Consider the following 22,042-nt stretch of genomic DNA (forward strand, 5'->3'; position numbering starts at 1 on the left):
CTTTCCCCTGAATTTAGTCCCATAACTCATCGCCACACAGTCTCTATTTTGTTACCTCGACTATCTTTCCCAAACAACTTTTCCGTTAATGATTGTCATCATGACCTTAATGTCTTTGAGCTCTTCTACCTCAACTTGATTGGGATTACTGCTTAAAATAACCAAATCGGCAAGCTTACCGGGAGTGATCGAGCCTTTAATACCCTCTTCAAATGAAGCATATGCTCCTCCGAGGGTGTACATCCTTAAAGCATTACTTGGAGAAATACCTTCTTCAGGAGCAAGCACCTGTCCATGCAACTCCTTTCTGCTTACAGCGGTATAGATGCCTATCAGAGGATTACTCGGCATCATCGGAGAATCGGAACTAAAAGCTACCTGTAGTCCTGTCCGGTAATAAGAACTTATGGGAAAAAGGTAGTGGAGCTGTTCGTGTGGTACAGTCTTCATGAAATCTTCACCCCCATAGTGCAGGAATGAAGGCTGAGTTACCACCATCGGGCGATGTTTCGCCATGGGAGCCAGTAAATCAGGCGTGCACACCATACAATGTTCCAGGCGATGACGGTGCAATGGTCTGGGGCTTTCGCGGAGAACCAGATCCAGGGCACCCAGGGCTGCCCGTAAATTATATTGGTCATGGACGTGAAATGCCAGCTGGAAACCTGCTAAGTGTGCTTTAAGCGCATGGTAGTTGATAGCCTCTTGCGGCGGATGGGGCTGACCGGTACTCTCATCAAGGGCTATTTTTACCCCTCCAATCCGTAACTGGTTGTCCCCACTACCCATGGATAAGCCATTATTTGTGATATCTTCCAGACCGGCACTTCCGATCAGCATTGAAATCCGATTAGGTAGCAATCCGTCTTTTCTTTTGTACCTCTTGTAGCTCTGCCAGTGGTTCAGACTGTTATTCCAGCCGGTGTCTTGCAGGGAAGTTATCCCGCAGGCAAGATATTGCTGACTGGCCAGCCTAATTCCTTTTTCCAGTTCTTCGGCATCCACTGGGGGGATCCCTTTTTGTACTTTGGCATTCATGCCAAAGATGATCCCGTCCGGTTCCTGCGTTACCGGGTCCCTGTTGATCCGTCCGCCGGCTGAGTCGGGAGTTTTCCTGGTGATTCCCACCAGTTGGAGTGCCCTACTGTTTAAAACACATGTGCCTGCCGAGTAATGAACCAGTATTACAGGATGGTCCGGTGCTGCTTCATCCAAATCCCAGCGCGTGGGATTTCTCTTTTCAGTGAGTCTGATTTCATTGTATTGAGCTGCTCGCAGCCATTTACCATGGGGAGTCTCTTGTGCTCGTTGACGGATTATACTTTTAATATCCATAATACTTCTTACACTTAAAGGCGAGCAGTCAATATGCAGAAGAGTTATTGCCTGACCAATGGGATGACAGTGCGCGTCGTTAAAACCAGGAATAACGGTCATTCCCTGGCAATCGATGAGTCTGGTATTTGGTCCTGTAAGTAAGTCAAGGTCGGAGATATTAGTGACGGCGAGAATTTTATCGTCCTTGACCGCAACAAGCTCTGCTTGTCTATGCTCTTCGTCAAATGTAATTATTTGAGCATTGTATAAAATCAAATCTGCTGAATTGCCTGCCAAATTTATTTCCTCCAATTCCAGGCAAGATAAGGTTCCCCGGTATAGCAAAGTTCCTCCGTTAATCGCTATCTTCTGATTATACCAAAATTCAGTGGTGAAATAAAAATTTTCTATCTCTTTAAACTAAGTTTCTTCCAAAAACTGTGATTCGGATCATTGCAATTGCGTCCGACTATTGAGATAATTATCCTAAAATGATAGAGAGGAAAGTGGCTATGGCTAAGAACTATCAAGTTATGTCCAACGGCACTTTTTTGATCAAAGCCCCGGTTCAGGCCCTGGAGAACGAACTGGCTAAACAAGGCGCAGCCAAACGCCAGGCATTGGATTGTTTTATCCTGGCGGAAGAATTATCTTACGCCAATCAAAATGCCGAGGCTGGCGAAGCATATGAAAAATCGATAGGCATCTTCCCCTCGATGTCCGCCTTCCTTAACCGGGGAAATGTTTTATTTATTTCAGGCAGGATCGTTGAGGCTCATCAAAGTTACTTCCATGGCCAAGCTCTAGCTGAAAAGAAGCAAAATAAGTGGTTTGAGAGTGCTTTTATAAGTAACATAGGCCATCTTTACTATTCTGAAGGAAATTCAGATAAAGCCATAGAGTATTTTAATCAGGCTCTGCCAATCCTTAAAGAAACATGGGAAACTAAGGAAGTCACTGCCATACTGCTGGGTATTCTCCAGAAAATGGAGGGTATCTACAACCAGCAGAAAGACCTGGCTCTAGCCATAGAATGTCTTCAGCAGGCGCTGTTACTTTTCCGAGAAACTGGCGGGCATTCAGGAACAGCTAAGTGTCTGAACAACCTCGGGCTGATCCTTGTGACCAGGAAAGAATATGATCAAGCCTTGGATTCTTTCCGAGAGGCATTGGCCATTTTCAGGAAACTCGGTTCTCGAGCAAATGAAGCCGAACAACTGGGCAACCTTGGTTCGGTTTATCGAGATCTCGCGAAAAATGACTTGGCTTTGGAGCACTACAGTGAATCCTTGGCTATATTTAAGGAAATAGGTCACGAGTTGGGCATCGCTAACCAAATTGGTAACATTGGTTACATATTGTTTAAGGAAGGTGATTATTATTCCGCCCTAACCTATTTCCAGCAGGCGGAAAAACTATATTTGAAGTTGGGGGTTGCTTCGCGCGCTGAAATGACCAGAAAGAACATCGATAATCTGGTAACCATCATGCTATAAAGGAGGGATTGTTTTTGCAAGGCCTGGAACTGGCTGAAAAATATTATAATCACTATGGGAGACCCCTGATCCTCGAAAAGTTTAATGTGTATGAAAGCAGGATCGCCGCTGGCTTGGTCGGTGACGGCTCAGAATGTTATGGGTTTGATGATGAGTTTTCCAGGGACCATGACTGGGGACCGTCGTTTTGCCTTTGGCTTACTAATCAAGCTTACCAGCTCATCGGAACTGCACTCCAGGCGGAGATTGACAAGCTTCCTCAGGATTTTGCCGGGTACGGCCCGCGGCAGGTGAGTGCGTACGGTGATAAAAGGGTTGGCATTTTTGAAACAGGCCGTTTTTATCATCACTTTATCGGACTTGATCGACCTCCGGCAAGCTTGGAGGAGTGGCTCCGGCTCCCGGAGGACACGCTGGCAGTCTGTACAAATGGCAAGGTGTTTTATGACCCGCTAGGCGAGTTTACCAAGTTTAGAAATGCCCTCAAGGAATTTTACCCTGAAGACGTAAGGTTAAAAAAGATTGCTGCCCGCTGCATGACCATTGCCCAGTTCGGTCAGTATAATTTTAAGCGTTGTGTCAAGAGACAGGAATATGTAGCTGCCGGTTATGCTCAAGCTAAGTTTTGCTCTGATGTGATCTCAATGGTATTTTTACTGAATAGGGTATACAAGCCTTTTTTTAAATGGATGCACAGAGCGATGCGTGGTCTGCCCATCTTGGGGGAATATGTTTATACGGCAGTAAATGACCTTGTTACCACACCCGATTACGATCAGAAGTATTCCTTGATTGAAGATATCTGCACCGCTATTAGAAGAGAGTTTCAGTACCAGGGTTTGAGCGATTCAGCAAGTGATTTCTTGCTTGACCATGGTCCGGTCATTCAGCAAAAGATCCAAAATCCCAATTTGCGTGCCCGAAATATATTAGTGGGATGAAACATCCATTAAGGCAAAGCCTCCTCGTTCCAATCGGACAGGGGGGCTTAAATGTATTCAAGACCCCTTCCGAATCCCAGAAAGGAGATGCCTACATGCATAATAAGCCTTTATCATATGTACCAACGAATAAAGTCCCTGTGCCTCGGCCTTCTCCCTATACTCCCCTGGTTGATGATCCGTGTGATAGTGTGACTGGATGGACAGTTACCGGTACGGTAGACCTTTCCAGGGGAAAGTTTAGGTTGTCCGGGGCAAATGCTGGAATTCACCGTGCGTTAACCTTTCCCTCGCAAATACCCTTTCTTCTTTCTGCCGATGTCTATTTAACCTATGCATCAACTACTATATCAGCTTTGAAACTTACTAACTGTTCGGATATCCCGATTGTCTCTCTTGGCGTACAAACTTTTGGTAAGAATCGATTATCCCTTAATACACCCGCCGGAGGAAATCAACGTCCAATATCTTTTATCGCCACTGGTGGAATTAGAGTTTATCTGTTATTTGATCCAATTTACAATATTGCCAGAGGTTGGTTTAGTGATATCGATGGATTTCATTATATAGGAGAGGTTGCAACTGTTGGAAGTCCAGCCTATTTTGGTATAAATGTTGGCCCGGAAGCTCTGAACGATATGTTGCTGGATGACATAATCGTTACGCCAATGTATGCGGTATGCATGGGGGATAGCAGGGTTGAAGGATTTCCCGGCCATAGTCCCTGGCCTGGGATGTACGGCAGGTATGATGATCCAACTTATTCGGTATCGTATAATCTGTACAAGATTATTGGAGCGTATGTGGTAAATGCAGGGCAGAATGGGTTTGATTCCACTCAAAATAGAAATAGATTTACTGATCATGTCGTTAAATTTAAACCTAAAGTTGTAATACTTAGTTCATCAAATTTTGGGACTGAAGATATTGCAACATTTACAAGTAATTATGACTACATGGCAAATTTAGCCACTACAAATGGCATTAAGGTACTATTTGTCGAGCTGCCTCCTTGTGAAGCAACTCTTACCGATCGATACTTGGCGTACAATACCTGGCTTGATGCTTATTGCAAGAAAAAGGGTTATCCTTTGGTAAAGATATATGATCTGTTAAGCAATGGGGCGGATGAGTTAGCGGCTCCTTATAATTCCGGAGATGATGTACATCTAACAAATAAAGGGTATCAATATATTGCTCAATTAATTAGCGAAGTTCTATCAGAATTGCTATTCGTGCAACCAGAATGCTCGGGTACTATCAATACCCTTTTTTAATTATTTCTCTTATCTTTAAAGGAAAATGAGGAAAGGTATAGAAAATTAATGAGTTACCCGTAATTCTCTTTGCTCACGGGTAGGGATATAACTTCCTTGTAGCAGACCAAACAGCCCCGCAAGAATGTCCAAGCCGCAACAATGGGTATACGATTTTATTCTTAATTAGTTTGGAGATTGATAATGAGTGAAGTAGGACATGTATTAAACTGTAGTGTAGCATTAGCATATGGTAAAAAGATAGTACCAGGAAATAATATCGATAATCATTTAATTATTCGAAAATCTTTGGTAAAAATTCTAGCAAATAGGGAGAATACTCAATGTAATGCAGTAGTACCAATTCCGAATGCGGGCATATACCTAGGGAAATGTTGGGCAGAATTAACCGGACTATACCTTTGGAATAGCTTTTCAAGGCATAATTTAAATACATCGATGTTCTTACTTTCAGATCAACTTAAGAGAGAAAGAGCAGCTGAATATAAACTAGGAAAAATATTTACTAAAAAAGGGTTTTCTTCCGTTATCTTAATAGATGAAGCCATAACTAGCGGGATTTCGATGTATAGGGCAATCAAAACGTTAAGGGAAATTGGAGTTCGTAATATTCATGCGCGAACAGTACTGCCTCCTATTCTTCCACAATTATGTTACGAAAATGTAATAAAATATAAAGCGGGTAATGGTCTTGAAAAAGACTGGATAAATCGGCCAAATGATTATGAATTAATTGCCTGGTGCATCGGGGCTAATGATTTTTCCACCTTAGATGTAGAGGATGTAAAGACCGTATGTGGGACTGTTTGTGTGACATGTATAAATTATTAGTCTTAGTTATTTCGTAATATAATTTTATAAAAAAAATTAAGATTATTCTTAAAATAAAGCTTATGTATTAAATAAGAGGAATTAAGGGTGTTAAATATGAAAAAGAATGTTTTTGTTATTGGTGATCTTGTAGTTGATCACACCATTTTTGCTAGAAGTAAAGCTTTGCGTCCTCATTTGCAAATTGATGCCCAGGAACAAATTTATGAAATAAAACGAAGACAACTTACTGCCGGAGGTGCCGCTAATACAGCAAGAATTCTTGCAGTGGTAAATGAGGGTAATACTTTTCTTTGGGGAATAATTGGTAAGACACCTGTAAATAGTTTTAGGTCTATTCTGAATGACAGTACTACCTTTGACAATTCTTATAAGGTAATTGAATTCTATGGCGTACAAGATGAAACAGATGCCCCTATGCATACAATAAATAGGATTATTTCAAATAATGATAATACTTTTAGACACCCCGTCCGTTTTGATGATTATGGAGATATTCATATAACGAAGGAGAAACATGAAACAGTTATTTCTTCCCTTAATCATGTACACAAAGAACAAGAACATATGATTGATTCAATTTATAATTAATGATTTAGATTTCCTATGCATTAATGAAGAAATTATTAAAAAAATTGCTAAATTTGCAAAAGATTATAAAATACCCCTTATTGTAGACCCTAAACGAAATCGAATTAAATATAATAATATCAAGGCAACAATGATATTACCTAACCTATATGAGTGGTGCCATCTTATTAATGAACCAGATAGAGAGAAACATTGGAGAGATCAGCTGGACAATAAAGAAGTTCTAGTCGAAATGGCTCAGAGGTCACTATATTATTTAGGTAACTTCACTTATCACATAATAAAGTGTGACAAAGATGGGATAATAGCAATTACTCCTTCCGCAGTTGATAAGAATATATATAATATTTACCGGATGCCTCCCTGCGTCACTCAAAATTCGCATCAGCAATTAGGGTGTGGTGATGTAATTACCGGTATTATGGCAATATCTATCGATAAAAATTCGGAGTCAAAACAAGTTTTAGACGCCTTAAACTACGCAAACTGTGTTGTAGCTGCTTATCGTGAGCAACCTTGGTTAAAGATGCCCACTCTAAAGGATATTAATGAAAAGCTAAAAAATGCAAACTCCAAAAAGTGGCAAGAGCCCAAGGGTTCATTGACAAAAGGTATTACGTACCTTCCTAAAGAAAATGAGATAAAATTATCTGATTTTAAAACAATAGTCCCTGAATTATATTCAAATAATCGAAACTTTAAAAATGTTATTATAGATTTACTCATTGAAGATATTGAAAAAGGCAATAGCGGAAAAATACATAGTATTATCTTGGATGGCCCCGCTGGTTGTGGAAAAAGTAGCTTAATGCAATATATCATCTCTAAGAATAAAGAAGAGTCAATTACGTTTTCAGTAGATTTTTCCGATGAATTATTGAACTGTGATCTTAATAATTTAGAGATTTATTTCTCTGATTTAAGAAAAAAGTATAACATAGGTGAAAACAGAATCTTATTACTGATTGTAGACGAAGCACTGAAAAAAAAGAAAAACATTAAGAACGGTAAATCATTCATTGAAGAACACGGTGTTAATATTCTTAATGCAGCACATAAACAAAATATTAGATTTCTATTAATCGATGCAACTTTTAATGAAAAGTATTACTTAATATCAAACGAAGTAAAATCGCGATGCAAAAAATATGCTTTACCAGCATTAAAAAATCGTCCCGGAGATGTTCCTATTATTGTTGCAGGTATTTTAAGGGATTTGAGTAAGTCTAGATCCATTGAAATTAAAATTGATAAAAGTGTAATCCTAGCCTTTATTAATAAATTATTAAAAGAAAAAGAATTTAGTCCACGAGAAATTGTGAGCAATTTAACTACAATTTTTAATAAAGACTATACACAGGATATAAAAGTGTTAGAAGTTAAGTTCGACTCTCTCCCAAATGAGTATAAAAATTTGGAGCAGAAATTTTTCTTAAACGATATGTATAATATTAAGTAAGAACACTTATTATTTAGTAAGTAACGTAAGCATGGGAATTTTCGACGGTTTAAGGTGTCAAACTCGAGCCTGAGTGAAACCCGCGGCTTCCATAGGACTAAATAAAAAGAGATATACCTACGAATAAATCGTAAACATACCTCAAAGTCTACGTCAAAACCATTGTTGGCTTAAAAATACATATGGAGCGGACGACGAGATTCGAACTCGCGATCCTCGGCTTGGGAAGCCAATGCTCTACCGCTGAGCCACGTCCGCATGCTATAACAAACTCATTTTAGACAAGCTTCACCTATTCGTCAAGGCAATACCTGGTGCCTCAGGGCAGAATCGAACTGCCGACACGAGGATTTTCAGTCCTCTGCTCTACCGACTGAGCTACCGAGGCATAGTGAACTCGTTCAGCTTAAGCTGAACATCGCAACTTCAGATGGGGACTCTACCCCACCTGAAGTTGCGAAGAACCCACCCCCACTTATAGAAGTGGGGGTCTTGAAAACTTGATCAATCTTTGCTGTTCGTGAAATGCTCTAGCCAGCTGCTACGATATAGCTGTGTTTCTTGGTCGCGAAAGTAATTTTACCATGAATGAATTTAAACCGTCAAGTGTTTTTTAACTGATCTAATAGATCCCACCTCGTACTATGGTTTGTTCACGTCCTGGGCCAATTGAGACCAGCGTAGCAGGCACACCGGTCAGCTCTTCAATTCGGAGAATATAATTTTGCGCAGCGCCAGGTAATTCCTCAAAACGACGGACCAGTGTCAGATCTTCCTGCCAACCAGACATTTCCTCATAAACAGGTTGAGCTTGCCTGAAGATCTTTTGGCTTTGCGGGAATTCCCGGATAATTTCTCCTCCGACACGATATCCAACGCATATTTTTAGTGTATCGAACCCTGTAAGAACATCAAGTTTCATAATAGCAAAATCAGAAATCCCGCTCACTCGAACAGCATAACGAGCAATGACAACATCAAACCAACCGCAGCGACGCGGCCGTCCGGTAGTGGTTCCAAACTCATGTCCATTCGCCCGCATTTGTTCTCCGCTCTCATCCAGAAGTTCAGTTGGGAAAGGACCTTCTCCAACACGCGTAGTATAAGCTTTTGCTACCCCGACCACGCGATCGATACGGGTTGGACCGATACCTGAACCGATACATGCTCCTCCGGCAATCGGATTAGAAGACGTCACATACGGGTAAGTTCCATGATCAACGTCAAGCAAAGTCCCCTGGGCACCTTCAAACAGTACCCTTCCTCCTGAACGAATACTTTCGTCAATCGCAAGTGAGCTGTCGGTCACCATCGAACGAAGTTGTTCAGCATAACCCAGGTATGTTTCATAAATTTCCTCAAATTTAAGGGCTTCCTGGCCATAGACTTTCACGAACAAGTTATTTTTTTCTACTAAATTAGAGCGAAGCTTCTCAGCAAACTCCTCTTTATCCAAGAGATCAATGATGCGAATCCCAATCCGTGACACCTTATCCTGGTAAGCAGGACCGATGCCCCGCTTCGTTGTACCAATTTTACGTTCACCGCGCGCTTCTTCTTCCAAGCCATCAAGAACCCAGTGGTAGGGCATAATAACCTGGGCATTGCTACTAATCAGCAGTTTCCCCGTCTTAATGCCCCGCTTTTCAATGTGATCAAGTTCATCCAACAGAACCTTCGGATCAATCACTACACCATTACCAATGACACAGGTCTTGTCTGGGTATAAGATTCCCGAAGGAATCAGGTGAAGCTTGAACTCTTCTCCATTCGCAATAACAGTATGTCCTGCATTATTTCCGCCCTGGTACCGAACAACGATATTCGCCTTTTCAGCTAGGAAGTCTGTTATTTTACCTTTTCCTTCGTCCCCCCATTGAGAACCAATTAATACAACAGCAGCCATGTGATTGTTCCTCCCATCTTTTACCCACCGGTAAAGAACCTCTAGACATAAGCAAATTTATCTTAACAATCCTCATCCTCCTTGTCAATCCAATAATCGAACATTAAATAATTATATACCTAAAACATTCGACCGTTTCTCTTCGTATTTGTTTGCCTTTTTTTGCCTTTACCGCCATCAAGGATACTATCTTCCCATAAATCCCACATACCGAGATCATTAATAAAAAGTGAACTCGTTCAGCTTAAGCTGAACATCGAGACTTCGGTGACGAAAGCCTCCAGTGGAGGCTTTCGCCGAAGCCGCACGACCCAAAAGGAACTCTTAGCGGCGAAGTCGGAGTCTACCCCCACCGAAGCAGGGTACGAAGGCCCCACTCCCACTTGTAGAAGTGGGAGTCTTACGATTGGATAAATAGTTAAGGGTAATTGCTTAGACGCTTATTATTATCCCTCCCGCAGAAGGTGGGATAAACGGCATAAAAATCCCCCGGCCCACAAATATGGCAAGGGGTTTTCTTTAAGCGGTTTGATGTTGACGCTCAAGGTTTACAAACTTAGTAAATTCTTTAAGAAAGCCCAATTCAATGGTTCCTACCGGGCCATTTCGGTGTTTTGCAATTATTATCTCCGCAATGCCTTTTTTCTCAGAGTCATGATTATAATACTCATCCCGATAAATAAATGAAATCACATCCGCATCAGCTTCAATTGCCCCAGATTCTAACAAATCCGACATAACCGGCCGTTTGTTCTGGCGTTGCTCAACACCCCGGTTGAGTTGTGACAAAGCAACGACTGGGACTTTCAACTCCCGCGCAAGCCCTTTGAGGGTTCTGGACATTTGAGCCACCTCTTGCTGTCTGTTTTCTGTCCTTTTCCCATTACCAACTGACAATAACTGAAGATAATCAATAACGATCAAACCCAAATTATGTTCCACTTTTAGGCGGCGAGCTTTGGAACGAAGCTCGACCAGGTTTATCCCTACCGTATCATCGATAAAAATCGGAGCTTCCGAAAGAGGACCCACCGCTCGAGTCAGCTTCGGCCAATCCGTATCCAGTAATTCTCCGGTCCTTACACGCTGTTGATCGACCATTGCTTCCCCGCAAAGCATCCGTTGCACTAACTGCTCTTTAGACATTTCCAAGCTAAAAATGGCAACCGGAACCCTGGCACGTACTGCCGCATTTTGGGCCATGTTTAAAACCATGGCCGTTTTTCCCATGGATGGCCGTGCGGCAATGATTACCAAATCCGAAGGCTGCCACCCGGATGTCATTCGGTCTAATTCCGTGAAAAAGGTGGGCACACCCGTAAGATTTCCTTTATTTGCATATAAATATTCAATTTTTTCAAACGTTTCCAGGAGAACGTCGCGAATAAAGCTAAATCCATCCTTTACGTGTCGACGTGAAATATCAAGGATCAGTTTTTCTGCTTCCTCCAGGAGAACACGTGCCTCTTCACCCGGCTCATAACCCCGCTCGAAGATACTGCTTGCCACACGAATAAGCTGACGAAGAAGAGCCTTTTCTGTCACTAGTTTAGAATAATATTCCACATTCGCCACTGAAGGGACAGATCGGGCGATCGCCGCGATTGTTGCCATCCCGCCTACCTGTTCCAGCCGTCCCTGCTGACGCAAAATCTCCGCAACACTGACTAAGTCAATAGGTTCTCCTTTCTCGAAGAGATCCCGAATTGCGGAAAAAATCAAACGGTGATTATCTCTGTAGAAGTCTTCCGGTTGAAGTATTTCAAAGACAGAACTTCCGACCTCCGGTTCGAGCATCATTGCCCCTAAGACCGCCTGTTCGGCCTCCAAATTCTGTGGTGGAACTTTTTGTAGTTCCATATCCTCTCTCCTCCCGGTCGTACTCGCTCTTTAAAGCGCTGCTGCTTAAATCCTCAAGTGTTCAAATACGTGCTTCATTGCCTCTACTATCGTACTAACCCCCACCACCTCGATACCACGCAAACTCTGTGGTATGTCGGCCATATTTTCCAGTGGAATTAATACTTTGCGAACTCCTGCCTGCTTTGCTCCAAAAATCTTTTCGCAAATGCCTCCAACGGGTTTTACCTTACCCTGAATGGAGATTTCTCCAGTAACGGCAACATCTTGAAGCAACGGTTTCCTTTTTAAGGCGCTATAAATAGCCAGCGTTGTGGCCAATCCCGCTGAAGGTCCGTCGATTTTTGCTCCGCCGATTACATTAACATGCACATCGTAATTACCTAAATCTTCACCGGTCAGATCACGAATGACGGCGGTAGCATTAAATACAGCATCTCTCGCCATACTTCCAGCCGTTTCATTAAAACGAGACGTTCCTTTTCCATCCCGCTCAGAAAAGGTGATCGCCTCAATCTCCAACACTGAACCCAAAAATCCAGATACCCCCAGTCCCAAGATCCTTCCGATTTCTAAGCCGGGTTGGACTTTTCGAAAAATATAGGGACTAAGTCGAGCCGAGCGCAGAACTTCATAAACATAGTCACTTGTCACCTTAACGTTTTCTTGGTCCGGATTACGATACCTTGCCAAGCCGTAGGCATCGGTCAGAATACTATTTGCTTTCCGTCCTTCAATCGCGTATTCACTGATAATTTCAGGAACACTGTCCTCCAAGGTCACCTCAAGTTTTTGGGCGGCTTGACGTATTATGTGCTGAACATCTCCTGGTTCGAGAGGCTCAAAGAAAACTTCTGAGCAGCGGGAACGAAGGGCTGGACTAAGCTCTGCAGGGTCCCGTGTGGTGGCTCCGACGAGGACAAAATCAGCAGATGCACCCTCATCAAAGAGATTTTTGATCCACTGAGGAACCTGAGGGTCACTTGGATCATAATACGAAGAATCGAAGTATACCCTCTTATCCTCGAGCACTTTAAGCAATTTATTTAAAAGCAAGGGATCCATTTCGCCTATTTCATCGATGAAGAGAATACCGCCGTGAGCCTCGCTCACCAGTCCCATTTTCGGTTCAGGTATGCCCATATCTGCCAAGTCGTGCTTCGCCCCTTGGTATATCGGGTCATGAACCGATCCCAAAAGGGGATTGGTTACATCCCTGGGATCCCATCTAAGAGTCGTGCCATTCACTTCGATAAACGGAGCCGCTTTAGCAAAGGGAGAATGGGGGTGGTTTTTAACCGCTTCTAAAGCGACCCGGGCTGCAGAAGTCTTCCCAACACCAGGCGGACCATACATCAAAATATGTTGAGGGTAGGGAGTAGCTAACTTGGCAAGTACGGCTTGCATCGCACTTTCCTGTCCTTTGATTTCTTCCACAGTCTGAGGACGCAAAACGTCAACCGCGGAACGCTTTAGCGATATGGTTTTCATCTTTTCAAGAACGGCAAGCTTTTTGAGAGTTTGAGCATTTTCCGGTCCGGCCGTCTCTTGAATTACCTTAATCTTTATCTCTTTAACATACTCCTCGTGCCGTTCCTGCATCTTTTCAGCAACCACACGTTCCAGCCGTTCTTCCACAGAACGCCGGGCAATTAGTTCCGCGATCTGTTCCTCAATTTCATCTAAGAGCTGTGGAACTTCCTGCATCTTCGGAATCTTCCGGACAGTAGGATCATCAGCGACAATTTTGCATAATCCGGCAACTCGTTCAGCAAGTTGATCGGAACGCATAAGTTTAAGCGCATCTAATTTACTGGCCTTTAATACCAGCTTGTCTGTTCCATAATAATTTGAAAGCAGTACATAGAGTGTTTCGACTTCTCGGCTCCACTCTTCTTCATCGTATAACCGATCATTAGAATTTGGATGATTCAACCATTTCGTTAAAATCCCTTTCATAAGGGGTCCCCTTTCGCGGTTCGCAATTCGCGGTTCGTGGTTCGTTGGTTCATAGTTCGATGGTTCATAGTTCGCAGTCCGAATTCATCCCTGTTACGTTCAGCTAACTACAGAGCTCAATCTGAAGTAAGCCTTATATTGCAACAACATGCACCTGAAGCTTTGCGCTCACGTCAGGATGAATTTTTACATGGACTTCATAATTTCCCAGAGCTTTAATTGGTTCCCTTAACTCTAACTTTCGTTTATCCACATTAACCCCATGCTGGTTTTTTAAAACGTCAGCAATTTCCTTACTGGTTACTGAACCAAACAAGCGCCCGCCTTCACCTGTCTTCGTCTTAACTTCAATCATTAGAGCATTAAGTTTACCTGCTAATTCAACGGCAGCTTCTTTTTCTTTCCCCTTTCGGAGATCTTCCAGGGCTTTCTTATGTTTGATATCCTGAATATTTCCAGCAGTTGCTTCAATCGCTAACTTTTTAGGAAAAAGAAAGTTTCGGGCATACCCATCAGCAACTTCAAAAACCTGTCCCTTTTTGCCCGTTCCTTTGACATCTGCTTGAAGAATAACCTTCATCTGAATTCCTCCTTACGATTCTTCTGGTAGACGACGAAAATTAAAAACTAAGTCAAATAGTCCAAACAATATTAGACTGACGCCACTTAAGAAGAGATACATAAAGCTGGCTATAATTAATGCGAATTTCAAAAAGCGAGGAATTCTTGGCGATTGCAGCAAATACACTAACACAGAAATACCTAACACTAGTGTTAACGCCCCGTAAACAACCATTAAATTAATGCCTGCTCCACGAAGGACTGTCCAAGAAAATTGATCACCCAATAGATAGAGTGCAATACCTAACACTGCACCCCAAACCGCGTACCAAGGCAAGCGCCAACGCATGAACGGGATTCGTCCCTCATTTTCATCAAACCAGATTCTCGCAATATAAAAAGCAAGTCCAAACTCGACTATTGCGACCAGCGCGGCTAAACCAGGAAGGATTAAAGCATAAATTTGAATTCCTTGTTGCAGCATATCTCGAACCTGCACCTCAGTGATCCCTTGTTGTTGCATCACTGCCAATAATCCGGAAGCTTGATATTGTTGATATGCCGTATTAATCATGTCACTCGCGGTTAAGGCACTAAACCCTTGCGCCATGAATGGAAGGGTGGGTATTGTCCCTAAAACTGCCGCCAACGCAGCACCCCAGAAGAAGATCACACGCACCGGCCAATGCTTATGCCAACCCAGAACACATAATAAACCTGCCAGGGGAACGAGGCTCATCTGATTAAAGGCCGTTGCTCCAAAAACAATCAAAGGTGCAACATAACCAATCAACAGAGACAGCGCAGCTATAGGCAACCCCCTTCGACGGCCGACCAAAAACACTGCTAGTAACATGAGCGCTCCCCAGATAAAGCCCCAGGTTCCTAAAACGATTCCTAACCAGGGAAAGGTCAATAGGATAGCTCCCGCTAAATAGTTCACGGCCACTTCATCTCTTAAAAACATATTCGCCAATTCTCCTATGCTTTGTCTTCAGGGACAAGATAGCTTAAAAGTAAGCTCAAATCTCCCCACTGCTTTTCAAGATTAATTTCATCAGTATTTTTTAATCCCTCAAGACGTTGTATAAGCATGCTATCCAGACGGGAAAAGTCAAAACCTAACCGCCTTGCAAGCAAATAACTTAAGCCAACAAGATCCGCCAACCCCTGAAGCATCTCATCCTCTGAACCACTCAGTGTCCCATGATAGATATGCCACTGTGCCTGAATTATATTTACCTTTAATTCATCAATAGCCCTTAAGCCCTTGACAACATCAACTTCATAATTTTCCAGGGTTGCCCCCTCCTAAAGTCCATTTTCTAAAAAGTGCGGCTGTCCCCATAAGACAAACTGCACTATCCAATACAATTCGTGATAACCCTTCAAATCTCCTGCACTTCAGTCTTAAGAAAATTTAACCATACCTTATAAACTAATCCTGAAAATTGAATAGGGAGCTCTCGCTCCCTATTTCTTATCCTGGCCTTCCTTGGTCATCGTTCTAACCTCGACCGTCCTGTTTGAGTCAGTGTCTGCAAGAAGGGTTAATACGTGCGGAGACAGTGTCTTCGCGTGTGGGCGTCGGCCAAGTTTTCTAAACTTTACTCTACACTATATGGCAACAAGGCAATACTGCGAGCCCGTTTGATAGCTAATGTCACTTGTCGCTGATGCATAGCACAGTTTCCGGAAATACGACGCGGCAATATTTTGCCCCGTTCTGTAATATACTTGCGTACTTTATGTGTCTCTTTATAATCCATAGACACAACTTTATCTACACAAAAACTGCATACCCGCTTACGTGGGCGACGTCCTCGTTCGCGCTTCATTCTAGTTCTCCCCTTCCCTTATTAGAATGGGATGTCATCATCCAAATTCACTTCATGTCCAAACGATCCTTTTCCACTTGAAGAGGGTGACCCTGTGCTCCCGTCCCCGCTGTCCTTCGGACTTAGGAAACGTACATCTTCAGCAATAACTTCCGAAGTCCAACGCTTTTGGCCGTCCTTATCGTTGTATGTTCTGACTTGGATTCGTCCATCTACAGCTGCAAGTTTTCCTTTGGCAAGATAGTTGGCACAAAGTTCAGCAAGTTGCTTAAACGCTACACATGGTATGAAGTCCGTTTCCTTTTCACCTTGAGCGTTTTTAAATTTACGATCAATGGCTAGCGTAAAATTTGTTACAGCAACACCACTCGGCGAGTAGCGTAACTCGGGGTCTCTAGTTAACCGGCCAATTAATACAACTCGATTTAACATGTGATCCCACCGTCCTATTAATCATCTTTTCTAACCGTCAGGAAACGGATTACATCATCGGAAATTTTCATAACCCGTTCGATCTCCTGAGATGTACGACCTTCACCTTCAAAGTTCATCAGGACGTATTGGCCTTCTTTGTAATCTTGAATTTCATAAGCCAAGCGACGTTTACCCCACTTGTCGACTGTTACGTTATCGCCGCCATTACTGGTAACGAGACCACTTAAACGATCAACCAGTACTGTAGTCGCTTCCTCATCCAGATCCGGCCGGATGATATAAAGTATTTCATACGCTTTCATATTTGCACCTCCCCTCGGACTAAACGGCCCCATCTTCTAATGGAGCGGGGATATTTAGATTACTAAGCAAAAATTATACCATTACATTTTCAGAAAAGCAACTTTTAAACGTTAAACCGGAAGTGAACAATGTCTCCGTCGCGCATAATATATTCTTTTCCTTCCAAGCGGACTAAACCTTTATCCCTGGCGCCAATCAACCCATTGTTGCCAACGAAATGCTTATACGCGACTACTTCAGCCCGAATAAATCCGTGTTCAAAATCTGTATGGATTACCCCTGCAGCTTGGGGAGCCTTAGTTGCTTGATGAATTGTCCAAGCTTTCACTTCCATAGGGCCTGCAGTAAAGAAGGTCATCAGACCCAGTAAATGAAAGGCTACCCGAATTAAATGGTCTAATCCCGACTCTTCGAGCCCTAAGTCTTGTAAGAATACCTCTTTCTCGCCCTCTTCTAGTTCTGCAATTTCCGCTTCAATCTGGGCACAAACCACAATGGCTTCGGCACCCTCTTCGGCCGCTATTGCCATTACTTGTTGGACATAGGGATTATCGGCAGCTGTGGAGAGGCTTTTTTCACCTACATTCGCAACATAGAGCACTGGTTTTAGGGTCAAAAGCGAAAACCCCTTAAGAATCACTCTTTCCTCGTCCGTATAAGTCAAAAAACGGGCCCCTTTTCCCTGATTAAAGACTTCCTTTAAACGTTCCAGAAGGGCCAATTCGCCTTGAGCCTTTTTACCCCCCGTCTTTAAGAGTTTAGACGAACGTTCTATTCGTTTCTCCACACTCTCCATGTCCGCTAAGACTAACTCAAGATCTATCGTCTCAATATCCCGTTTAGGGTTAACGTTGCCCTCGACATGGACCACATTCTCGTCTTCAAAGCAACGTACAACATGCACAATGGCATCGACTTCCCTGATATGGGACAGGAATTTATTTCCTAATCCCTCTCCTTGGCTCGCTCCCTGAACAAGTCCGGCAATATCCACAAACTCAACGGTTGCGGGAACAATCTTCTTGGGATGAACCATCTCAGCCAGTTTTTGCAAGCGGAAATCAGGTACTTCTACCATCCCCACATTTGGCTCAATCGTGCAGAATGGGTAATTTGCAGCTTCTGCGCCAGCTTGGGTAATCGCATTAAACAATGTTGACTTACCGACATTCGGTAAACCAACAATCCCTGCGTGTAATGTCATGCTTTCCCTCCCCTTAATTTTCTTCGGCCCGCTGTAAAATTTCCTTTAAATTGCGTTCGAGTTTGATGCGGGGAATCCAGGCTTGGTGTTGACAACCTAAGCACTGTATTCGGAAGTCCATTCCCGTTCGCATCACTTTCCAATCTATACTTCCACAAGGATGCGGTTTGCGAAGGCGAACAATATCTCCTACCTTCAATGGAATCATCTGTTGACTCCCCCTACTCGATGTTCGAGGTTGAGATTCGAGATTCGAATACCAACATCTTACTTCTCTCGCACATCGCATTTTTCACATTTAGCCTCTCGGTCGCTTCATCTGATAATTTAAGATGTCATCTATTCTTAGGTCTTACTTGTGGGGTCCATCGTTGTATCTTGCTCGTCTTTGAAGGAACCCTTCAGAGGGTCTACAATAATCCTTTGGACCTGTGGCGTACGAATTCCTTCTTTCAAAAACGCACTGTGAATTCTCCGACGCAGTTCACGTTCCAGACTCCACTGTTCATCGGGTTTTGTGAATGCTATAACCCGTAAAACGACATTGTACTCCCCGAACTGGGTTACCCCTTGGACTGTGGGAGCTTCAATTATTTTTTCCCCAAACTCTACGCTTATTTCTTCACAAACAGTGTTCATCACTCCCATCGCTCGGTCAAGATCTTCGTCATAGGGAATCTGAATTTCAACCTTGGCTAACATCTTTCCTCGGCTAAAGTTCGTAACTGCAGTAATGCTACCATTTGGAATAATATGGAGTTCCCCGCCCCATGCCCTTATATGTGTTGTCCGAATCCCAGTCTCTTCAATAGTACCAGTGAATTCCCCGGTTTTTACTAGTTCTCCGACCGAGAATTGATCCTCAAAAAGGATAAAAAAACCGCCAATGACGTCTTTAACCAAACTCTGCGCACCAAAACCTAAGGCAACCCCCAAAACACTTGCCGAAGCCAGCAGCGCCCCGGTATCAAAGTTAAAAAGGCGTTTAAGGGTATGCATCACTACCGTAAAGGTAATTAAATAAAATAAAAAACTTCGGAGGAGCGAAAATATTGTATTTGCTTTACATTCATCCAAAAGATGTTTTCCCTTGCGGTCTACTAACATTCGCCTGAGCAGATAAATAAGTAATCCGTATGCAACACGTGCTACAATTAGGATAACAATGATATAAAGTACTGTATTTAAAGCAGCAAATCCAAATTTATGCCAATTGAAATTATTAATATTTTCTGGAATCCAAGAGACATTCATTTTCTAAATCTTCCTTTTCCGGACTATCCGTTAATCTTTATCCGCCAAAAAAGCTCGATACCCTCGCATCATCATGATCAAATCCGCTACTGAAGAAATCTCCCATGGTGCATGCATGCTTAGAATTCCTACGCCGCAATCCAATACTTCCATTCCGTAAATTGCCATATACTGAGCTATTGTCCCTCCGCCGCCCTGGTCAACTTTTCCTAACTCCGCAGTTTGCCAAGAAACTTTGGCTTCGTCAAAAATTCGACGAACCTCTGCTATGAATTCCGGGTTCGCATCGCTAGACCCTGATTTGCCTCGCGAACCAGTATATTTACTGATTACCACACCACGACCCAGAAAAGCCGAATTCCGTTTGTCCATAACCTCTGCATAATTAGGATCATATCCCGCGGCGACATCCGCCGAAAGCGCTTTGCCCCGAGAAAGTGCTCGCCGAACCATTAACCCGTCATACGTTCCATTTTGCATGGAGATAAGCTCTGCAATAAAGTTCTCCAAATAACGTGCTTTCATACCCGTATTGGAATCGCTGCCTATCTCCTCTTTATCCGCAAAAAGAACAATCGTTGTCCACTCCGGTTGCTCAATCTCTTCAATCGCTTTCCAAGCAGCAAAAGAACAGACTCGATCGTCTTGCCCATACCCCACAATAAAACTCCGATCCAGTCCCGCATAGCGGGCCCTCCCAGCTGGTACAACCTCTAATTCTGCGCTAACGAAATCGTCTTCCTCAATTCCATATTTATCCTTCAAAAAATGCAGAATAGCCAATTTCACACGCTCTTCTCCATCCTCATTGCACGGATCATGTCCAAGTAATAGGTTTAGCCCTTCTCCTGTAATAGCCTCGGGCAATTTTTTGTCATATTGATCCTTTGCTAAATGCGGAAGCAAGTCAGTAATCGTGAAAACAGGGTCTTCGTCCGCCTCACCGACTACAATTTCCACTTTATGTCCATCACGCAAGATAACGACACCGTGAAGGGCAAGAGGCAGCGCAGTCCATTGATACTTCTTAATCCCTCCATAATAGTGCGTTTTTAAAAAAGCCAATCCTTCTTCTTCATAAAGAGGGCGCTGTTTTATATCTAAGCGAGGAGCATCGAGATGTGCAGCAATTAATCGGAAACCTTCGTTTAACGGCCGGGTTCCGGAAATAGCTATAATGCCTGCCTTACCACGCACTGCTAACCTGACCTTTTGCCCAGGTTTAAAGCCCTTTACCCCATCAAGAGCTACAAAGTCTGCTTTTTGGGCCCATCGCTCCAGGAGCTGCCAAGATTTCCGTTCAGTTTTCCCTTCACTGAGAAAGGCCAAGTATTCAGTCATCGCTTGACGTTCCTTCTCGGACATTACAAGTTCATCCCAGGCCAATTTTACTTTTTTCGAACTCATTACACAATCTCCTCTACTCCCTATAAATAAATTTGAGAATAAGAATGACAATAAACAATACCCTCCACTATTAATTTTTCTACTTCACAGTTTGATTTATGTATTATATAAATACTTTCTGACTAGTAAAACCAAATTCCTTGGCTTTGTGACAGTGGTCAAAGTAGTTTTTGACTGAGTTGTGCTGCAAACAGTTGATCCAAGACACGAAAGATCTCCACCAAATATGGATATAAGGATGAACTCGGAATGAGTGCATTTATACTTCCGCATAACCCCAATTGTAAGAGGGGCGAAAATAACCCCGCTAGAACTGCCATACCAATAAGAGCACTGAGCCCTCCGAATAGAAGACCCCCTCCACGATTCAAGGATCCGCCCCATCCGCCGAAGGGACGAAGGATTATCGCAAACAAGAGCTGAATAATAACCATTACAAGATAAAAAACACAACCAAAAGCAATTAGACTTAAGACGCGTTCAGTAAACAGCCCTGCCAAACGATGAGTCACTTGTTCGATGGTTTGAGGCGCCTGAACACCAGATAGATTCTCAAATATACTGCGCCATTCCGGAGGCAGTGCCCCCAAGATATTGCCTGATGCTGAATTTTGCAAAGAAGAGGCTTTGGCCTGAACAGCGGGAAGTATCGCTTTATAGATCACAGGCTCCAACCATTGCTGCAGTGGAAAATATTGTTCCGCCCAGCCGAGCGCGGCCATATATTTCCACGACGCCACAACAAAACCCACAATACTACCCAGAAAATTTACTATGCTGGATATTAAGCCTTTTAGATAACCGAATAAAGCACCTAACAATATAATACCTATAATAAGGATATCCAGGAGATTCATGTAGTTCGTTGCCCCCTTATCATTGAGTTGGTAAGCCTTCTTAAGTAACTCATCTCCTATCTGAAGCTTATTCGACTTGGGCCTTTGAAAATCCTGCCGCTAAATTGTGAACCATCAACCAGAGTAATTATTACCCAATCGCGAATAAATAACAAAGAGCCGGCGTCAGCCAGCTCTAGGTAGTCGAGTCCTGTTAAATCAGTTGATTCCATGTCTTTGCTAAAATTGGTAAAGATCTCAAATAAAGATTATTTCCTCCCTTTGCATGGTGTTCGAACCTCGAACCACGATTATGGCGGGGATGCGTGCGAATCGAACACACCTCGGAACGTTCTGCGTCCCGACACGCGGATTTGAAGTCCGGGAGCAGCACCAGCCACCATCCATCCCCATTATCGACCATTATATTAACACATTCATTGTTATTATGGAAGCAAATCTTTGGATTAAAAGAACTTTTCCATAAATTAACGTTTTGTCATTAAGTGTAAACGATAATTTCTTGCGCCCAATACGCGCAAAGTATTCCTTTGGGATTAGCGGCTT

The 22,042-nt window shown here is 43.0% G+C and carries 21 protein-coding genes and 3 tRNA genes; 6 read left to right on the forward strand and 18 right to left on the reverse strand.

From position 1 onward, the window contains the following. Nucleotides 1-60: 60 nt before the first annotated feature. Nucleotides 61-1,614, reverse strand: a complete 1,554-nt coding sequence (locus AC6I5A_RS05250; RefSeq protein WP_034612602.1) for an amidohydrolase — start codon at nucleotides 1,612-1,614, stop codon at nucleotides 61-63. Nucleotides 1,615-1,829: 215 nt separating this feature from the next. Between AC6I5A_RS05250 and AC6I5A_RS05255 the strand changes: the two genes are divergently transcribed. The 6 genes from AC6I5A_RS05255 to AC6I5A_RS05280 all read left to right on the forward strand — a co-directional run bounded on the left by AC6I5A_RS05255 (nucleotide 1,830) and on the right by AC6I5A_RS05280 (nucleotide 7,912). Then, nucleotides 1,830-2,813 (forward strand): tetratricopeptide repeat protein, encoded by a 984-nt coding sequence (locus AC6I5A_RS05255; protein ID WP_034612604.1) that lies wholly within the window; start codon nucleotides 1,830-1,832, stop codon nucleotides 2,811-2,813. 14 nt (nucleotides 2,814-2,827) lie between these two features. Then, on the forward strand, nucleotides 2,828-3,754 hold the full coding sequence (locus tag AC6I5A_RS05260) for a DUF4037 domain-containing protein (protein WP_034612607.1): 927 nt from the start codon (nucleotides 2,828-2,830) through the stop codon (nucleotides 3,752-3,754). A gap of 95 nt (nucleotides 3,755-3,849) precedes the next feature. After that, nucleotides 3,850-5,031, forward strand: a complete 1,182-nt coding sequence (locus AC6I5A_RS05265) for an SGNH/GDSL hydrolase family protein (RefSeq protein WP_034612608.1) — start codon at nucleotides 3,850-3,852, stop codon at nucleotides 5,029-5,031. 183 nt (nucleotides 5,032-5,214) lie between these two features. Further along, the gene (locus AC6I5A_RS05270; RefSeq protein ID WP_034612611.1) at nucleotides 5,215-5,862 is read left to right on the forward strand and encodes a hypothetical protein; all 648 of its coding nucleotides are present in this window, start codon (nucleotides 5,215-5,217) and stop codon (nucleotides 5,860-5,862) included. 96 nt (nucleotides 5,863-5,958) lie between these two features. Continuing rightward, nucleotides 5,959-6,453: a carbohydrate kinase family protein gene (locus AC6I5A_RS05275; RefSeq protein WP_497900514.1), complete on the forward strand. Its 495-nt coding sequence runs from the start codon at nucleotides 5,959-5,961 to the stop codon at nucleotides 6,451-6,453. Then, the gene (locus AC6I5A_RS05280) at nucleotides 6,434-7,912 is read left to right on the forward strand and encodes a carbohydrate kinase family protein (RefSeq protein WP_034612614.1); all 1,479 of its coding nucleotides are present in this window, start codon (nucleotides 6,434-6,436) and stop codon (nucleotides 7,910-7,912) included. The genes AC6I5A_RS05275 and AC6I5A_RS05280 overlap by 20 nt, the downstream gene beginning before the upstream one ends. A 183-nt stretch (nucleotides 7,913-8,095) precedes the next feature. Here AC6I5A_RS05280 and AC6I5A_RS05285 read toward each other — a convergent pair. The 17 genes from AC6I5A_RS05285 to AC6I5A_RS05365 form a co-directional block, all read right to left on the reverse strand. After that, nucleotides 8,096-8,170 (reverse strand) — tRNA-Gly (locus AC6I5A_RS05285). A 54-nt stretch (nucleotides 8,171-8,224) separates the two neighbouring features. Further along, nucleotides 8,225-8,300 (reverse strand) — tRNA-Phe (locus AC6I5A_RS05290). A gap of 234 nt (nucleotides 8,301-8,534) precedes the next feature. Next, nucleotides 8,535-9,818 carry an adenylosuccinate synthase gene (locus tag AC6I5A_RS05295; protein WP_034612617.1) on the reverse strand — a complete coding sequence of 428 codons (1,284 nt, stop codon included), beginning with the start codon at nucleotides 9,816-9,818 and terminating at the stop codon, nucleotides 8,535-8,537. Between the two features lie 519 nt (nucleotides 9,819-10,337). Beyond that, on the reverse strand, nucleotides 10,338-11,678 hold the full coding sequence (dnaB, locus tag AC6I5A_RS05300) for a replicative DNA helicase (protein ID WP_034612619.1): 1,341 nt from the start codon (nucleotides 11,676-11,678) through the stop codon (nucleotides 10,338-10,340). Nucleotides 11,679-11,723: 45 nt separating this feature from the next. Continuing rightward, nucleotides 11,724-13,637, reverse strand: coding sequence for a Lon family ATP-dependent protease (gene lonC / locus AC6I5A_RS05305; protein ID WP_034612622.1), 1,914 nt, complete (start codon nucleotides 13,635-13,637; stop codon nucleotides 11,724-11,726). A 133-nt stretch (nucleotides 13,638-13,770) separates the two neighbouring features. Continuing rightward, the gene (rplI, locus tag AC6I5A_RS05310; protein ID WP_034612625.1) at nucleotides 13,771-14,217 is read right to left on the reverse strand and encodes a 50S ribosomal protein L9; all 447 of its coding nucleotides are present in this window, start codon (nucleotides 14,215-14,217) and stop codon (nucleotides 13,771-13,773) included. 12 nt (nucleotides 14,218-14,229) lie between these two features. Beyond that, nucleotides 14,230-15,165, reverse strand: a complete 936-nt coding sequence (locus AC6I5A_RS05315; protein ID WP_034612628.1) for a DUF2232 domain-containing protein — start codon at nucleotides 15,163-15,165, stop codon at nucleotides 14,230-14,232. 14 nt (nucleotides 15,166-15,179) lie between these two features. After that, nucleotides 15,180-15,497, reverse strand: coding sequence for a MazG-like family protein (locus AC6I5A_RS05320; protein ID WP_034612629.1), 318 nt, complete (start codon nucleotides 15,495-15,497; stop codon nucleotides 15,180-15,182). A gap of 308 nt (nucleotides 15,498-15,805) precedes the next feature. Then, nucleotides 15,806-16,036 (reverse strand): 30S ribosomal protein S18, encoded by a 231-nt coding sequence (gene rpsR, locus AC6I5A_RS05325; protein WP_034612632.1) that lies wholly within the window; start codon nucleotides 16,034-16,036, stop codon nucleotides 15,806-15,808. Nucleotides 16,037-16,057: 21 nt separating this feature from the next. After that, complete coding sequence (locus AC6I5A_RS05330; RefSeq protein ID WP_034612634.1) at nucleotides 16,058-16,468, reverse strand: single-stranded DNA-binding protein; 411 nt, start codon at nucleotides 16,466-16,468, stop codon at nucleotides 16,058-16,060. A gap of 17 nt (nucleotides 16,469-16,485) precedes the next feature. After that, nucleotides 16,486-16,773 (reverse strand): 30S ribosomal protein S6, encoded by a 288-nt coding sequence (rpsF, locus tag AC6I5A_RS05335; protein WP_034612637.1) that lies wholly within the window; start codon nucleotides 16,771-16,773, stop codon nucleotides 16,486-16,488. A 104-nt stretch (nucleotides 16,774-16,877) separates the two neighbouring features. Beyond that, a complete protein-coding gene (gene ychF, locus AC6I5A_RS05340; RefSeq protein WP_034612639.1) occupies nucleotides 16,878-17,978 on the reverse strand; it encodes a redox-regulated ATPase YchF in 1,101 nt (366 codons plus the stop codon). 13 nt (nucleotides 17,979-17,991) lie between these two features. Beyond that, nucleotides 17,992-18,186: a DUF951 domain-containing protein gene (locus AC6I5A_RS05345; RefSeq protein WP_034612641.1), complete on the reverse strand. Its 195-nt coding sequence runs from the start codon at nucleotides 18,184-18,186 to the stop codon at nucleotides 17,992-17,994. A gap of 137 nt (nucleotides 18,187-18,323) precedes the next feature. Next, nucleotides 18,324-19,232: a mechanosensitive ion channel family protein gene (locus AC6I5A_RS05350; RefSeq protein WP_034612645.1), complete on the reverse strand. Its 909-nt coding sequence runs from the start codon at nucleotides 19,230-19,232 to the stop codon at nucleotides 18,324-18,326. 30 nt (nucleotides 19,233-19,262) lie between these two features. Further along, nucleotides 19,263-20,639, reverse strand: a complete 1,377-nt coding sequence (locus AC6I5A_RS05355) for an aminopeptidase (protein ID WP_034612648.1) — start codon at nucleotides 20,637-20,639, stop codon at nucleotides 19,263-19,265. A gap of 158 nt (nucleotides 20,640-20,797) precedes the next feature. Then, nucleotides 20,798-21,496, reverse strand: coding sequence for a CvpA family protein (locus AC6I5A_RS05360; RefSeq protein WP_034612650.1), 699 nt, complete (start codon nucleotides 21,494-21,496; stop codon nucleotides 20,798-20,800). A 293-nt stretch (nucleotides 21,497-21,789) separates the two neighbouring features. Continuing rightward, nucleotides 21,790-21,887 (reverse strand) — tRNA-Sec (locus tag AC6I5A_RS05365). Between the last annotated feature and the right edge of the window lie 155 nt (nucleotides 21,888-22,042).

It is taken from the genome of Desulfosporosinus sp. Tol-M2 (assembly GCF_059735615.1).